This is a genomic window from Thermocoleostomius sinensis A174, from assembly GCF_026802175.1.
Classification (GTDB): Bacteria; Cyanobacteriota; Cyanobacteriia; order Elainellales; family Elainellaceae; genus Thermocoleostomius; species Thermocoleostomius sinensis.
In genome coordinates this window covers 4,611,845-4,628,356 of record NZ_CP113797.1, presented here as the reverse complement: position 1 = coordinate 4,628,356, position 16,512 = coordinate 4,611,845, and the positions used below count along the sequence as shown (strand labels likewise).

Here is a 16,512-nt window from a genome sequence, read left to right as displayed (position 1 = left end):
AAGGCACGTTAGGTTAAAGATCTGACCTAGGGTCAATCCAAGCAAGTAGCCTCTACAGTTTACTGTAGGGGCTATCATTCATTTTGGCGATCGATAGGATTGCTGGTAAAGATTGAGAGCAGGGGCAGGAAGACGAGAGCGGATACGGCAATCCAATACCAACAAAGGATGAATGCCAGGGTGGCGGCACGCAAGGAAAATCCTGTTGCACTTGCCTCAGCACTCCATCGGGCAGGCTGCATAAAACATGTTCTGATCCCTGATAAATAAAGATGCTGCTTGCTTTATTGAAGGAGCTTACCCAAAAGTACCCGACCGGGTACTGTTATCAGACTCTAATATTTGGCACAGTAAAAGAAGAGAAAGAAAGAGCTTCAAGACAAAGCACTTAACATTCTCTACACTCCAAAGCTACTTTTATCACGATAGTTTTTGGAACGATCGAAAACCTATTTCTATCTAAAAGGAACACTCAAATGGCTAATTACTATGTTGGAACTGCTGGTACCACTCCGATCAGCCGTAACAGCTATAGCGTAACCACTACCGATCCTACAGATGTCTTTTCGTTTGATGTATTTGGCTCCAATCAAAATATCAACCTGAATCTGCACAATATCCGTTACGGTGATGCTGATATTCGCTTATATCGTGACAACAACTATAACGGTGTTGTAGATGCTAGCGATACTTACATCACCGGTTCGGCTCGCGGTGGTACTTCTGATGACTCGGTAAACGTGAGTGGTTTATCTGGCGGTCGTTACTTGGCTCAGGTGTATCGCTATAGTGGTACTGCTGTTTATTACGATCTGGATATTTCCACGGCTCGTCCGAGTAACTTGTTGTCAAGAGAAGTCAATGTTGGAGCGCTGACCAGCGATCGAAACTATGGCGGTTCGATCAGCAATTACAATACAGCCGACGTTTACTCGTTCTCGTTGGGATTCTATGCTGGCGTTAATATTAACCTAACAGGTCTCAGCAACGACGCAGACATTCGTCTGATTCGTGATAACAACAACAACGGCATCGTGGACTCGGGTGAAGTCGTGGGTAGCTCGACGCGGGGTGGTACATTGAGCGATAGCATTCGCACCGATTTGTCTGGTAATTACTTCCTCCAAGTCTATCAATACAGCGGTAGCACAGGTTATACCCTCAACTTCGATCATTTCACCACGACTTACGCTTAAGTCGAGTTTCACTCAACGCAGCGGGAATTGACTGCTGTAATCGGGGTCTAATTCCCAACGCAAAAACTACCTCGTAAACAGCCTAAAAGTATTGCTAGATCAATGATTAGGTCATATTACTAGACAATACTTTTAGGTTTTCTTCGCCGCTGTCTGGACTCTCTTTGTCCAAAGTCCTAAAGGACTCTAGTGGAAGTTTGAAATCCTCACAACCTGTTTATTTATCAAGTTCTTATCTCCGATCGCCGCTATGTCTACCACGCTTCAAATTGATAATCGCACCATCACTGCTGAAGAACTAGTCTCGCTACTGACTCATTATCAAATTATTCCTCAAGTTATTTGCGAGAGCATTATCGATCGCGCGATTGCCACCATTGAATGTACGCCTGAAGAAACAGCCGCTGCCTGTGCAGAGTTTTCCCAACAGCGGCAATTGGCATCAGATACGGAACTCCAAACTTGGTTATGGCATTATGGTCTAGACCAAACTCAAGTCGAGCGCCTTGCAACGCGCCGTTTAAGAATTGACAAATTTAAGCAACAAATGTGGGGACATCGATTAGAGTCGTATTTTCTTAAGCGTAAAGATCAACTCGATCAAATCATTTATTCTGTGATTCAAGTTGAAAACCGAGATATGGCCAGTGAGCTATTCTTTCGCATTCACGAAGGAGAACAGTCCTTTGCAGAGGTGGCCCGCTTGTATTCTCAGGGTCCAGTAGGTGGAGTGATTGGGCCGATCGAATTTGGGAAACTGCCAGTTGGGCTGCGCGAATTTCTCTACACTCGACCAATTGGAGAAGTGCAACCTCCTGTCGCCTTTGGCGAGTCACAAATAATTGTGAGAGTTGAACGAGTGATTCCAGCCACTCTAGACGAGACAATGCGAGAACGCTTATTGCAAGAACAGTTTGCAGCATGGTTTGATGCCCAAGTTGAGCAATTGCCCGACCCAGACAAGATCTGGATGGGAGCGTCGCGCAATTAGCCATGTGGCTTAGAACCCTTCCCTCACGGGAATTATTCTGTTTAGTTAATAATGCGCACCTCTTGGCAACTCCCGTTCTACACTGAGACACATAGCCGTTGAGTCGCACTTTTGTACTATTGTGTCAGCCACTGTTGATTTGCATACGATTCATACCTATCAGTTTCCAACACGCATTCGGTTTGGCTCGGGTGCCCGCACAGAATTACCGCATGTTTTGTCTAGCCTAGGCATCCAGCGTCCATTGGTGGTTACCGATCGCGATGTCGCGCAATTGCCTTGGTTCGCTTCAATTATGGAATTGCTGGCAGATTTCAACCCTGCGGTCTTCAGCCAAATTTGGGGCAATCCTGTTGTCTCACAAGTGGAGTCCGGGTTGGCAGTTTGGAGAAGGCACGCAGCAGACGGCATTGTTGCCATTGGGGGAGGTGCACCCGTGGATGTCGCCAAGGCGATCGCACTAATGGTGAATCATCCCGGCCATTTATTTGAGTATGAAGACGGCAACCCCAACGCGCGTCCGATCAATCAACCCATTCCACCGATTGTCGCTATTCCTACCACCGCTGGGACAGGCAGCGAAGTGGGGCGCAGTGCCGTAATTTCGGATGATCAGACCCACGAAAAGAAAATTGTGTTTGATCCCAAACTGTTGCCCTGTGTGGTGCTAGCTGATCCGGATCTAACATTGGGCTTGCCCAGCAAAATCACTGCTGCTACTGGAATGGATGCTCTGACACACTTGGTAGAAGCGTATTTGGCAAAAGGCTTTCATCCTATCTGTGACGGCATTGCCCTAGAAGGAATTTCCCTAGTTGCCCAGCATTTAGTTGATTGTGTGCAATTTGCCCAGCGATTAGCCGCCGGAGGAACACTGTCTGATCGCGAAATCGACGCACATCTGTTGGCACGCAGTGGTATGTTAAATGCCTCGATGATGGGGGCGATCGCGTTTCAAAAAGGATTAGGCGTGACGCATTCTTGCGCCCATGCTTTGTCCACGGTGTGCGATCTGCATCATGGATTGGCTAATGGGGTAATGTTGGCGGCGGCGATGCGATTTAATTTACCCACCAGCCCCGATCGGTTTTTGCGCATGGCGCGGCTGGTCAATCTACAAGCCACCGACGGACAGGCGTTCATTGATTGGATTGAAACCCTGCGCGACACCGTTGCGATTCCGGCAACCCTGACCAAACTAGGGATTCCTAAAGACACAATCGATCGCCTCGTAGAAGTGGCTCTACGCGATGGTTGTCATCTATTGAACCCGCGTCCGGTAAGCCGATCGGATTTTTATGCGATTTTTCAAGATGCGTTTGGTTCCTGAATTGGGCAGTACCCGTAAGTCTGCCTATACGATGTTGTTTATCCCTCATCCCCTATCCCTTGTCCTTCTTCCATGCCTGACACCCTGCATCTGATCAACCCGGCGACTGAAACGCTGATTCAAGCGGTGCCGATCGACGATGGAACAACGATCGCCCAAAAAGCACAGCGGGCCCACATGGCTCAACCAAGCTGGGCAAATCGTCCTTTGTCCGATCGAATTGAAATACTGCAACGGTTTCGCGATCGGTTAGTGCAGGAAGGCGATCGATTGGCAGCATTGTTGACTTCTGAGACGGGCAAGCCGATTACTCAGTCATTCAATGAACTCCGAGCCACCCCCAGCCGCATTGACTTTTTTCTGAGGCACACGGCTCTGGTGATGGAACCTGTGATCATGCACCGCGATCCGGCGACGGATGTCATTCCTGGGACGGCTGCCCTTGAAGAAGTGGTGACGTATGAGCCATTGGGGGTAATTGCTAATATTTCTGCCTGGAACTATCCCTATTTTGTCGGCACGAATGTATTTATTCCAGCGTTGTTGACGGGGAACACGGTGCTGTACAAACCCTCGGAATTTGCCACCTTAACAGGATTGGCGATCGCCGAGTTACTGTATGAAGTCGGTGTTCCCAATGACGTATTTATTCCGGTAATTGGAGGCGGTGTAGCAGGTGCAGCGCTGTTGAACCAACCGTTGCAGGGCGTGTTCTTCACTGGATCACATGCCACTGGCTTGAAAATTGCGGCGGCAGCGGCTCAACAATTGACGCGGGTGCAGTTGGAATTGGGCGGTAAAGATCCGGCGTATGTCTGTGAAGATGTATCGGTATCAACCGTGGCAGCGGCGCTAGCTGATGGTGCATTCTATAACAATGGACAAAGCTGTTGTGCAGTTGAGCGAATCTATGTTCATCAACATATCTATGATGCGTTCATTGAAGCATTCATGGAGGCAGTGAAAGGCTTTCAATTGGGCGATCCAACTGATGCGGCAACCTATCTGGGCCCAGTCAGCCGCAAACCTCAACTAGCTGAACTTCAGCGACAGGTGGATGACGCGGTGCAAAAAGGGGCTAGGTTGCTCTGCGGTGGTGCACGTGTCGATCGCCCTGGTTGGTATTTTGCCCCCACAGTGTTGGTCAATGTGAATCACGAGATGGCAGTGATGCGCGATGAAACCTTTGGACCAGTGATTGGTATCCAGAAAGTGGCATCCGACAATGAAGCGATCGCGTTGATGAACGATACCGCCTATGGATTAACCGCCGCGGTTTACACACCCGATCGCCCGCGTGCAGTCAACATTCTCAGCCGTGTGCGCAGCGGTACGGCCTATTGGAACTGCTGCGATCGAGTCAGTCCCTACTTGCCGTGGACAGGTCGCGGTCAGTCTGGCTTTGGTTCTACCCTATCGCTGGACGGCATTCGATCGTTTGTGCAGCCACGAGCGTGGCATTTGCGGCAGAGTTATTAACCCGGCAACTGTTGTCACGACATCTTCTCTTTTTCTGGGAGAAGGGGGATGAGGGGGGCGGATGCAAGATCAAATATGGCCGGGTTAATAGGAGGCATGAATTAGATCGGTGATGGCATTCAAGAATTCCTGTTCTAAATACGGTTTGGTAAAGTAAGCGGTGGCTCCCAAGTGCGTAGCCAACCAACGATGTTTTTCGTTGCTGCGCGACGTTAAAATTGCAACTGGAATTTTGGCTATCTGTGGATTTTGGCGACGATAGTTAAGAAACTCAAAGCCATTCATGTTGGGCATTTCCAGGTCGCAAATCACCAGTTGAATCGAGGAACGCTGCTCAAGCTGATCGATCGCTTCTTGTCCATCTCGGGCTTGCACAACGCGAAATCCGACGCGCTCCAACGAAATGGCCAGCGAGCGGCGCAGGGTGGCTGCGTCATCCACTACCAACACCGTGGGAGATTGTGCAGTTTTAATGGGAATGGCGGATGTAGGCAAGGCCGCCGCTAACCGGGGTGAGGAAGATGCGGGAGAGTTGGAGGGGGAGTCGGTGACTGGCTGCAACACGGTAGCAAGCAGCGCCATCGCATCAATTACAGGGACTAAACTGCCGTCCGCTAAAATCGTACAGCCGTAGGTGTAACTGGGAGCGGCGATCGTGGTGCTAAAGGGTTTGATCACCAGTTCTTGCTCGGTAATGACCTGATCGACTTCTAGAGCAAAGATCTGCTGATCTTTGTGAAACACGAGCATGGGGGCTGCCCAGTCGCGGGGGGAAGAAACCGAGACAAGCGCCTTGCTGGAACCCGTTTCTGGCAGTGGACAGCGATAGTCGAGCAGATCAACTAAGCGATAAACTGGAATAATCTGCTGCTGCCAGAACAAGAACCGCTGATTGCCATATTGTCGCGTTTGTTCAGGGCGTGGAGTCAAGATTTCTGCAATGTGTTCCACAGACAGCGCCAATGTTGCAGAACTAACCGCACAGATCACCAGTTTTGTGATGGTTAACATCAGCGGCAACCGCAGCGTGAAGGTAGTGCCTCGACCGGGAGTTGTTTCCACGGTCACGGTTCCTTTTACCGCTTTTAGTTGCGATCGCACTACATCTAAACCAACACCGCGCCCAGACAACTTGCTGACTTGTCGAGCCGTTGAAAAACCTGGTTCAAAAATGAAGTCAAACAAGTGAGCAGGCGGAGTAACGGCCAGTTGATCTGGTGTTAGCCAACCCAATTCAAAAATTCGCCCCCGAATGCGATCAAGATTCAGTCCTTGACCATCATCACTAATTTCAATAATGGTTTGATTTCCTCGATGATATGTGCGAATTTCAATCGTACCTTGTTCTGGTTTGCCTTGCTGCTGGCGCACCGATGGCAGTTCAATTCCGTGATCAAAGGCGTTACGAATTAGGTGCAGTAGCGGATTATAAAGTTTTTCCAGAATTGCTTTGTCTACTAACACCTCGGTTCCCACCAGTTTTAATTCCACAGGTTTGCCGTAGGTAGCAGACAAGTCACGCAGCATTCGCGGAAACCGATTCAACACCTCACCGATCGGCACCATGCGGGCCCAAGTAATTTCATCTTGCAAATAGGTAAGGGTAGGACGCTGCTGGTTCAGCATTTGCGTAGATTGCCGCACATACAACGCCACATCATCCACAGCTTCTTCCAACTGCACCACTTCTTCGATGATGCTTTGCAATTGAGCATGAAGCAAGCCATAGGAATCAATTTCCAAAGAATCGAATTCCACCGTGGTACTCGAAAAATCTGTGGAAGACGGCGCACCTAACATATTAGGTGGTAACGGTGTGGGGGCGCTAGGGACATCCGATCGCAGCCGATACCGTTCTGATGCAACGATGGATTGATCGGAAAACTGGCGCAATTGGTTGGCCAGCGATTGAAATCGAGAGAAGCGGTTTAAGAGTTCTCGTAATGTGCCCTGCAATTGATCGCTTTGCAAAAACAGACTGTTGTGGTTGATCGACAATTCACCAATCAAGCGATTCATGCGCTCTAAGCGATCGGAATCTACTCGAACGGTGAGCGGTGGCGCGATCGGCGCGTCTGGTTCTGTCTGAGCTTCGGCCTCAGCACGACTGCGCATTGGCACAATCGTCTGCGCATCCGGCAATGACAGCGCATCATCCCGGTAAGGATTCGCTGGCACTAAACTGCTTCCGGTCGATAAATCAGCGGTTAAGAAGGGATTGAAGGAATTGAGGGGACTTGCTGCTGCGATCGCATTCTCAACTGGGTCTTCGGCTAAGTTATCAATAGCTGCTTCAACTATCTCAGGTTCCAGTTCAGAATTGAGTGGAGGTGAGTTCTGCGATCGATCGTCTAGCGAGTTTGATAATGATTCTGATTCAACAATAAAGTCAAAGTAATCTATTTCTTCTAACAGTTCCTCTGGATCTTCCAAGAATTCTTCTGAGAACTCCGGTATATCTTCGTTATCAATAAATTCAAGTGTGTCTTGAGAGCCAAATAAGCTTTCTAATAGAGAAACATCAATGTTTTGTGTTGTTTCTTGTTCCTGATTTTCATCAATATTAATTGATTGGTTTGAGATTTCGTTAATTCTTTCTAGAATTAAGTCAAAATTAGTTTCACCAGAATTTATTTCTATAGATTCTAAATCTACTGCCATTGAATCATCTATAGATTCTGAAACATTGTGCTTAGCGTCAACAGTTTCGATTGTCTCTGTCAATGGGTTGTTAATCTCAAGTGGCTTTAAATCAGTTAAGCTCGTGTCTGAACTGTGAATCAAATCGAGTAAGGCTTGACATGGCTGTACTGGTTGATTGGGTTGATTAGAAATCATCGATTGGCGATATCGCTCAAAATCTAATAGTGCCAATTTAGCAATCTCTAAAACTCGATCGGAATGAGCTTCCCAAGCCTGTCGCACCGTCTGTATCATTTTCGCAAAATCGGATAAATTAAATAACTCTGCAAAACCAGCAAAGATATCGAGTTGACTCTGCAAGGACTCAGCTACTTTATCCGTTTCTTGATTTATCTCTGCTTTCGCAATTGCATGGGATAAAGACTCTAGTCCCTGAGCCACATCTACTTCAAAAATAGACGCCACCATGTTGATCCCCAACTCGCTGGAACTAGGCATATATGCCTCTGTTTCCAGCAACGCTTCACCACAGCGAGCTTCAATCTGCGTGAAGATGGGATCAGCGATCGCCAACGCATGAACTGGATCAAACGAACCTGTAGAAATTTGTTCAGTCAGGGGCAATTGTATGCAATCGTAGGCTTGCAATAGTTGATTTTCTAAGTCTGTATCGATCGTTATTTCATCGCTATAAAACGATCGCAAGATGGTTTCTAGCCGATGCGCTAACAACGCGATTGCCTCTAAGCCAACACTAGCGGAACCGCCCTTCAGCGTATGTGCGGCTCGCATCAAACTGTGGATTTTTGCCGTACTGTGATCTTGACTGAGAGTCAGCAATCCAGATTCAAGAACTTGTAACAACTCTGGTGCTTCTTCAATGAAGAATTGGTAGGCTTGATCACGAATGTCTGGGTTAATAGCCATACGAAGACACAGGGATTGGAAATTAGGAATTGAGAATGAAGGGAAGGGGGAGGGATTGGGGGTTAGGAATTGAAAGGGAAAACAAGAAATAGGAACGGGAGCACTATCAAGCTCATTGATTTGCTAATTACGATCAGCACGGTTGCCTATGGTCTATTCCCTAGTCTCTGTTGCCGATTCCTCCAATCCCCATCACTGCTATACTTTGAAGCGACTAACCTCCTCTTGCAACGTTTGCGCCACTTGCCGCAGTTCCGTGAAAGATTCAGAAACGGATTGCACCTCAGTGGAGGTTTTCGTGGCAATTGCGGCGATGTCTTCCATGCTGCGGGTTACGGTTTCGGAGGTTTCCGATTGGGTGATAGTGGCTTGGGCGATCGCTTCGACTAATTGACCAATTTGTGTACTGGTCCTGGTGATGCGGTTGAGGCTTTGTCGGGTTTCATCCACCAGCTTGGTTCCCATCACCACTTGCTCGGTTCCCACTTCCATGGCTCGCACCACCTCATTGGTTTCTGCCTGAATGCTGACAACAAGTTTGCGAATTTCTTCGGTCGCTTCTGCCGATTGCCGCGCTAAGGTTCGGACCTCTTCCGCAACCACTGCAAAGCCTTTACCATATTCGCCTGCCCGTGATGCTTCGATCGAGGCATTCAGCGCCAGCATATTGGTTTGGGCCGCAAAGGCATTGATCAGATCAATCACCGTCGAAATTTTTTGCGAAGATTCGCCCAAGTGTTTGACTTTTTTGGCGGTTTCTGCAACCGTCGCCCGAATCGATTGCATCCCGTCTACGGTGCGGTTCATGGCTGCGTCTCCTTCTTCAACCGTTTGGGCAGCTTCTTGTACGGCTATCTCTGCTTGGGCCGCATTAGCAGCTACCGCTTGGGCCGCATTAGCCATCTGCTGAATTTGTTCCAGGGCGGCAAAAATTTCTCCCGCTTGTCGAGCCGCTTCTGTCGATAGAAGTTTCACAGAGCTTTCACTACTGCCTGTGGTGGACACCACCTGAGCGGCCGCTTCTTGTACCTGACGCACAATCTTACACAAGCTTTCTACCGTGGCGTTGTAGGAGTCGGCGATCGTACCAATTTCGTCTTCGGTCACTTTTGCCCGCACTGTCAAATTGCCTCGGCTGATTGGGTCTACTTCTTGCAGCAAGCGCAGCGCACTAATTTGTAGATTGTCTTTCAGTCGCCGCTGTTCTTCCGCCAGTTGCTCAGTGTCCTCTAGCAGTGTTGCCCAGAAAGTAGACAAGCCAAGCTCATTGCCTAATCGCTGTAAGAAGTTAATTTCTGCCTCTCGCCACTGACGCGGGGCAAAACACGAATGGGCAATCAGTAAGCCAAACAATCGATCGGCTCCCACAATAGGGACAATCAGCAGCGATCGCACATCCAAGCGTCGCAGCAGGTCAAGATGTTTACGGTTAAGCTCGGCCTGGGCCACATCATTCGCTACCACAATGCGGCCATTGCGATAAGCCTCATATAGCTCTGAGGGAATACAGTCATCCACGATGGCTTCCTGTAGCGCACTGGGTAGATCGGGCCCGACTGATTCAGAAACCACGCCCTGCGGTTCCTGCTCATTGAGGCGATACACCACTACCCGATCGAGCTTCAACACCTGCCGCACGCCTGCAACCGTTTGATCAAAAATTCCCTGCAAGTCTGCGGTACGAATGGCTCCTGTTCCCCGTGCGGCAATCAACAGTCGTTCCTGATCCGCTTCTAGAGCTTTTGCCTCTAGGAATTCCTGAAGTTGTGCCGCCATGTTGTCAATGTTTTCGCCCAACTTAGCAATTTCATCATTGCCTTGGAATTCTAACCGGGTGCTGAGATCACCACGCCCAATCTTCTCGACCGCGTCGGTAGCAGTCACAATTGGACGAGCAGCACGGTTGGCAAGAATCGCGGCGATCGCCCCTACGGTGATTGCGGCAATGCCTGTACCAAGCAGTAGTGATAGCGTCAATGCTCGCTGAGGTCCAAAGGCAACAGCCGTCGGTTGGGCAACAAGTACTCCCCAGTCGAACGAAAGATTTTCGACAGTGGGAATGGGCACATAGGTGAGCAAATATTCTTGGCCATCTTGCTGCGAGATATCCGTGACAGTGGTAGGCGTATTCGCTTGCTGTAACTCTACGTATTTGGGAAAGACAGCCTGCATTTCGCTGTTGATTCCCTCATTGTCTTCCGACACAAAGATCCGATTCGTCTTGGTATAAATTGCACCACCCGGTTGAAACGGCTGGCCATCAATCAGCACCGAATCGCCATTTCGTTCAATGCGGCTGGAGGAAACTTCCATCTCCTGCCCGTCTTCGGTTCTTTCAAAATAAGCCGTATCGTGATCGATGACGTGAAACCGTAGCTGATCATTCTCAAGGTCATCTCCGCCAACGAGGAGGCCTACATACTGATTAATCAATGCGGAGATGTTATCAGCGCTGGTACGGCTGTAGATCACCGAGTTTAAGCGATTGGTTTCAGGATTCAGAACAGGTAGTGCAATAAAGAAGGCAGATTTTTTCGTGGTGTTAGACATCCGCAACGGAGAAACCGCAGGACGCAGAGTATCACGCGCTTCCAAAAAATAGGGAACATTGCGCTCAACGAAGAGTTTGATTTTGTCATCTTCGGCGGGCCAGGTTCCTTTGCTGCTGCGCAATCCGGCTCCGTTTTTCAAGAAAGCATAGCCGCCATCGGGTTGAATAACGGCAATTTGATCATAAGTTGGATCTTGCTCAATGAAGTTGTCAAAATATTCAACGATCGACTCGGGCGGAGTTTCTTCCAATACATCCGCATTGGTCATAAACGGGGCTTTGGCAATTTTCTCACTATCAGCTAGTCGTGCCCGGACAAACTCATTCAGTCGCAAACCAACTGCATTTGCAACTTTTTCCTTTTCTTCCAACGTCCGCTCTGTGATGATCCGATTAGCGAAGTAGGTTGCGGCTCCACCAATAATCACCACAGGCACTACGCTTAGAATTACAGCTAGGGCCGTTGCTTTGGCTCTCACCCCCAATCTCTGTGGCCAACGAAGAGGCTGCCACTGAGAATTAGAGTATGAAATCTCGGACAGTTCTTGCGTGTCTGAAAGAGGAAGTTGATTGAGAGATCGCGAGGATTCTACTGGATTGGACTTAGGAGAGGAGGGAGTAGTTGTCATCAGTTGATCCGTCACTTGGGTATTCTAAAACGCTGAAACATGACCACCCATTTTGCAGAGATGGCCGCTAGAAAGTGTGCGAGTTTTCATCAACTCATTCAAGAAACAATCGGGCGTAACAGGAAGATTGTGTTGCAGCTTTATAGATGTATTACACGAGTATTGTTTTGCTCAAGTCATATGTTCAAGCGAATATTAATTAAAACTTGAGTGCGCCATAAACTGCGAGTACAACGTTGAGTTCTACTCGGATGGTAGAGCCTAACCTGATCACAATGCCTGTGCTCTCAAGGTGAAAATCTTTCCAGTTATTCTATATTCACGCTTAAAGGTGTGAGTGGTTGCAGCGGTTATGACGACCTGTCTGATGGATAAGGATACTCTGGTCTAGGTAGTACAACCCGTAGCGGTTCATTCCCTGATTCTACAACTATGCAATTTCATAGCTGCGATCGCCCTTGTTCACCTACCGATTCTCTATCCGGTTGCACAGTGTACCGATCCCTCCTAACCTCCCCGTACTGAAGGGAAGAGCCATAGGCAGTCGGGTGGATGCTATGCAGCATTACCAAGAGTTGGTATCACTAATACGGTCTTGCAATCACAGCTTCATCGTCCGATGCAGGGGACAGGCTCAGCAATCAGTTCGGCAACACTTTACCAAATCTTCTATCAATAAATTGTTAAAGTAAACCTTCAGTATATTTTTTGAGGCGCTGTTGAGGCGTTGCTGAATTCAAGTATGACCGACCGACCTTGATCCAGTGGTGTTTCAAACCTGGTGATATCTCTCGATGCCCCCTATAGTTTCCCTTAGTGAGGGGACGACAACAGCCGGGGGATGAAAGCCACATATCTGAAACGCTTCCTTCTTGACTAAATTGCGGGTTCTTAACCGGGGTACGATCGGTCTACTGCTCTCTTCACATGCTCTCTTCACAAGAGACACCAGCAAGGGCTGCCTCAGAGGAATGCACCCGATTCAGTTGCATTCGATCGGGGTAGTTGCGAACGGTGACGCGCCATTGCCAGCATGGCAGCGCCCACCATTTTTGGTAAATACAACTATAATTACAAATTACACCACTTGTTATTCTGGGTCATTTACATAGGAATTCGCTGTTTGCTGTGTTTTCAACTACACTTTCTTACCAAAACCCGACCAATGCCGCTACTCTGCCGCGTGATATAGTTTCAGCTATTCAAACGCTGAAGCGCGAGATGAACGCTGTGATTTTAGCGCACTATTATCAAGATCCGGACATTCAAGACATTGCCGACTACATTGGAGACTCGCTGGGTTTGTCTCGGCAGGCGGCGGACACTAACGCAGAGGTGATTGTGTTTGCCGGGGTACATTTCATGGCGGAGACGGCCAAGATTCTCAATCCTAATAAGCTGGTCCTGTTGCCCGATCTGGCGGCGGGCTGTTCGTTGGCAGATAGCTGTCCTCCGGCAGCGTTTGCCCAGTTCAAAGCAGAACACCCCGATCACTGGGTGGTCTCTTATATCAATTGCTCGGCTGAAATCAAGGCTATGAGCGATATTATCTGCACCAGTTCCAATGCGGTGAAGATTGTCAATCAAATTCCGATCGATCAACCGATCATTTTTGCGCCCGATCGTAACCTGGGACGGTATGTGATGGAACAAACCGGACGAGAGATGCGGCTGTGGCAAGGAAGCTGCATTGTTCACGAAACGTTTTCGGAAAAGCAAATTGTTCGGTTACAAATGGAACATCCCGATGCAGAAGTGATCGCCCATCCAGAGTGTGAACCTTCGGTTTTGCGCCACGCTAACTACATCGGCTCAACAACGGCCTTGTTGAAGTATGCTCTACAGAGTCAGAGTTCAACCTTTATTGTGGTGACGGAACCGGGAATTATTCATCAAATGCAAAAAGATGCACCCCACAAACGCTTCATTCCGGCCCCTGCTATGAATCAGTGCGCCTGTAATGAGTGTCCTCACATGCGGCTTAACACGTTAGAAAAACTGTATTGGGCCATGAAAACCCGATCGCCAGAAATTACCTTACCTGTTGCCATCCAAACAGCGGCGCTGCGCCCCATTCAGCGGATGTTAGCAATGAGCTAATTCCTGGTTCAGCGCACCTTCTATTTCACGCGGATACAGAAGCCAATGACGCTGCCAGGGTTGGGTCAGGGTTTTAATCAGCGGCGATCGATCGCTAATCTCTTTGAGTCCCCAAGGGGTTTGTAGGTTAATCCCTTTTTGATAGAGGGTATAGCCTCGACTCACAGTTGTACGTAACCCCAAGTAGTGAGCCGGGGAGAGTCCATACTCTTTGAGCGAGGGTTGCAGCGCTTGAACCAGGTCAGTTTGTTGATCGGGGTCTAGGTAGGACACATCGAACGCTTTGAGCAAATCTCGATCGACAAAGCGACGGCACAGATCCGACAGCAACCGATCTTCGTGCTGCTGCCAGCGCTGTAAGTGATAGAACAATACGCCATCATCGGCTGCCAAGTAATGCTGAAGCGAGAGCCGATCGCAGTCTTGCTGTAGCCATGCAGTGACGGTTTCATCGGCTGGCAATTGGTCTAACGCCAACAGGTCTCGCGCTCGACGAAAGGCTTGGGACAAAATCCAAGTGGCAGCCAGATTTTTAGGATGGTTATAAACCTGAGCATACATGAAGTAGCGCACGCTGAGGTAATGCTCGATCGCCGCCATGCCCTTTTCTGCCACCACCAATTGCTGTGTCACCGGGTCATAGCCCATCGCTAACAGAATCCGATCGAGGTCTAGCTTGCCATAGGACGCGCCGGTAAAATAGCTGTCGCGCATGAGATAATCAAGCCGATCGCAATCCAGTTGGCTGGAAACCAGTTGCCAAACAAACGCAGTGGGATGGCAATGATGATAGACCTGCTCTAGTTGAGGCAACAGGGTGCGATCGAAGCTATCCAACAGCGTGCGAATCGGCTCAAACTCTCGCAAAATTCGCTCTGTCCAGTGCTCATGATCACTACCAAAAATCTCTTCGCAGGTGTGGCTGAACGGGCCATGTCCCATATCGTGTAACAAGGCTGCGCACAATACTACTGGGCGATAGGGCAATAGCTGCGGATAGGTTGGTGTGAGCCGATCGAAGGCGCGTCGGGCAATGGCCATGACTCCCAAAGAGTGGGTGAAACGCGACGACTCGGCTCCGTGAAAGGTGAGACTGGCAGGTCCAAGCTGGCGGATCCGACGTAGGCGTTGAAATGCAGGCGTATCAATCAGCCGGATTAATAGAGCTTCAGTGGCATCACTCCAACTGAGGACAATGGCTCCATGCAGCGGATCATGATAGGTGCGACCTAGGCTAGCCAGCATCCGCCACCACCGACGGGCGAGACAACACTTCGATCGCGGTCTGATATTGACGATCGGCATCGGTACCAATTTGATCGCGGGTAATGGGTTCCAGCGGCACTTCCACATCAGGAACGATCCCCTGACGGTTGATGTCGTGATGGGCAGGCGTTTCATACTTGGCGATCGTCACGGCGAGTCCAGATCCGTCTGAGAGGCTAAACAACGACTGAATCAAGCCTTTGCCAAAGGTACGTTCACCCACTAGTTGGGCCCGATGGTTGTCTTGCAGCGCTCCGGCCAAGATTTCGCTGGCGCTCGCTGTCCCCTGGTTAACCAGCACAATCAGCGGATCATCGGTGAGGGCTTGCCCATTGGCTGTAAAACTATCTTGAATGCCATTGCGATTGACGGTGTACACTACCGTTCCTTCATTCAGCCACAGACGGGCAATTTCAATCCCTGCCTGCAACAGCCCCCCCGGATTACTGCGCAAATCCAGAATGTAGGCGTTGGCTCCTTGATCCTCTAGGCGCTTGATGGCGTTGGAGAGTTCTAGCGTGGCGTTGGCATTAAACTGCATCAAGCGAATATAGCCTACATTGAGATCATTGGATAACGATCGCAAATCGGCATAGACCGGATTGAGACTAATTCGATCGCGCACCACATTGATGTCTTCTATCGTCTCTGAATCTTCATGGAGAATCGATAATGTGACTTGGCTGCCAATCGGGCCACGCATTCGCTCTGCTGCTTCATCTAACGTCAAATCGACCGTAGAAATACCATTGATTTTGACAATACGATCGCGAGATTTGATTCCGGCCAGTTCAGCAGGCGACCCCTCGATCGGAGCAATTACGCGCAAACTCCCTGACTCTACATCCTGAGTAATTTGCAAGCCCACGCCCGTCAGTTCACCCGACGTATTGGTTTGCAAACTACGATACTGTTCGGGTTTCAGCAGCCGTGTAAACGGGTCTCCCAAACTTGACAGCATCTTCTGAATCTCGGTGTAGGCTTTCTCGCGAGTATCTAGGGGTTGTCGCAAAATCTGTTGCCGCACCTGCCACCAATTTTGATGATTGAAGGTGTCATCAAGGTAGGCGCGATCGACAATACGCCAAACTTCATTCACCAAACGCTGCTCTTCGCTAAAAGCCGTTGCGGTAGGAACCAGACATAACAAGGCAAGTGCGATCGGCAGCAGTACTAATCCAATCTGAACAATCCGTTTTCTCATAATGCAGATTCTAAAGGCAGCAAGGCAGTAGCGGCTATGGGACAAACGTCAGTTAGCGAGGTTTACAAAAGGATTGGCAACATTTGATGTGGCAATCGATACTAATCTTTAATTTAGACTCTGAGTTTTAAATAAATGTGAACTTAACCTTAGCCGAATCTTACCCATAAATTATCCTAATTAACCAATTTAATTA

General features: G+C 49.0%; 9 protein-coding genes. 5 read left to right on the top strand and 4 right to left on the bottom strand.

Annotation, left to right across the window (positions count from 1 at the left end):
• Positions 1-476 precede the first annotated feature (476 nt).
• From OXH18_RS19925 to OXH18_RS19910, 4 genes are all read left to right on the top strand, one after another.
• Positions 477-1,196, top strand: coding sequence for a hypothetical protein (locus OXH18_RS19925; RefSeq protein WP_268609214.1), 720 nt, complete (start codon positions 477-479; stop codon positions 1,194-1,196).
• Positions 1,197-1,446: 250 nt separating this feature from the next.
• The gene (locus tag OXH18_RS19920) at positions 1,447-2,187 is read left to right on the top strand and encodes a peptidylprolyl isomerase (RefSeq protein WP_268609213.1); all 741 of its coding nucleotides are present in this window, start codon (positions 1,447-1,449) and stop codon (positions 2,185-2,187) included.
• Positions 2,188-2,308: 121 nt separating this feature from the next.
• On the top strand, positions 2,309-3,517 hold the full coding sequence (locus OXH18_RS19915; RefSeq protein ID WP_268609212.1) for an iron-containing alcohol dehydrogenase: 1,209 nt from the start codon (positions 2,309-2,311) through the stop codon (positions 3,515-3,517).
• A 72-nt stretch (positions 3,518-3,589) separates the two neighbouring features.
• A complete protein-coding gene (locus OXH18_RS19910) occupies positions 3,590-4,996 on the top strand; it encodes an aldehyde dehydrogenase family protein (RefSeq protein WP_268609211.1) in 1,407 nt (468 codons plus the stop codon).
• Positions 4,997-5,080: 84 nt separating this feature from the next.
• Here the strand turns inward: OXH18_RS19910 and OXH18_RS19905 are convergent, their stop codons facing one another.
• Positions 5,081-8,566, bottom strand: coding sequence for a hybrid sensor histidine kinase/response regulator (locus OXH18_RS19905; protein WP_268609210.1), 3,486 nt, complete (start codon positions 8,564-8,566; stop codon positions 5,081-5,083).
• Positions 8,567-8,764: 198 nt separating this feature from the next.
• A complete protein-coding gene (locus OXH18_RS19900; protein ID WP_268609209.1) occupies positions 8,765-11,746 on the bottom strand; it encodes a methyl-accepting chemotaxis protein in 2,982 nt (993 codons plus the stop codon).
• 1,128 nt (positions 11,747-12,874) lie between these two features.
• Here OXH18_RS19900 and nadA point away from each other — a divergent pair.
• On the top strand, positions 12,875-13,846 hold the full coding sequence (gene nadA / locus OXH18_RS19895; protein ID WP_268609208.1) for a quinolinate synthase NadA: 972 nt from the start codon (positions 12,875-12,877) through the stop codon (positions 13,844-13,846).
• Here nadA and OXH18_RS19890 read toward each other — a convergent pair.
• The gene (locus tag OXH18_RS19890) at positions 13,832-15,091 is read right to left on the bottom strand and encodes an HD domain-containing protein (protein WP_268609207.1); all 1,260 of its coding nucleotides are present in this window, start codon (positions 15,089-15,091) and stop codon (positions 13,832-13,834) included. The genes nadA and OXH18_RS19890 overlap by 15 nt on opposite strands.
• Complete coding sequence (ctpA, locus tag OXH18_RS19885) at positions 15,081-16,316, bottom strand: carboxyl-terminal processing protease CtpA (protein WP_268609206.1); 1,236 nt, start codon at positions 16,314-16,316, stop codon at positions 15,081-15,083. The genes OXH18_RS19890 and ctpA overlap by 11 nt, the downstream gene beginning before the upstream one ends.
• Positions 16,317-16,512 lie beyond the last annotated feature (196 nt).

Bases quoted from the DNA above. Each gene is read 5' to 3' on its own strand.
- ctpA (WP_268609206.1), bottom strand. From the start codon at position 16,316: ATGAGAAAACGGATTGTTCAGATTGGATTAGTACTGCTGCCGATCGCA.
- OXH18_RS19900 (WP_268609209.1), bottom strand. From the start codon at position 11,746: ATGACAACTACTCCCTCCTCTCCTAAGTCCAATCCAGTAGAATCCTCG.
- OXH18_RS19920 (WP_268609213.1), top strand. From the start codon at position 1,447: ATGTCTACCACGCTTCAAATTGATAATCGCACCATCACTGCTGAAGAA.
- OXH18_RS19925 (WP_268609214.1), top strand. From the start codon at position 477: ATGGCTAATTACTATGTTGGAACTGCTGGTACCACTCCGATCAGCCGT.
- OXH18_RS19890 (WP_268609207.1), bottom strand. From the start codon at position 15,091: ATGCTGGCTAGCCTAGGTCGCACCTATCATGATCCGCTGCATGGAGCC.
- OXH18_RS19910 (WP_268609211.1), top strand. From the start codon at position 3,590: ATGCCTGACACCCTGCATCTGATCAACCCGGCGACTGAAACGCTGATT.
- OXH18_RS19905 (WP_268609210.1), bottom strand. From the start codon at position 8,566: ATGGCTATTAACCCAGACATTCGTGATCAAGCCTACCAATTCTTCATT.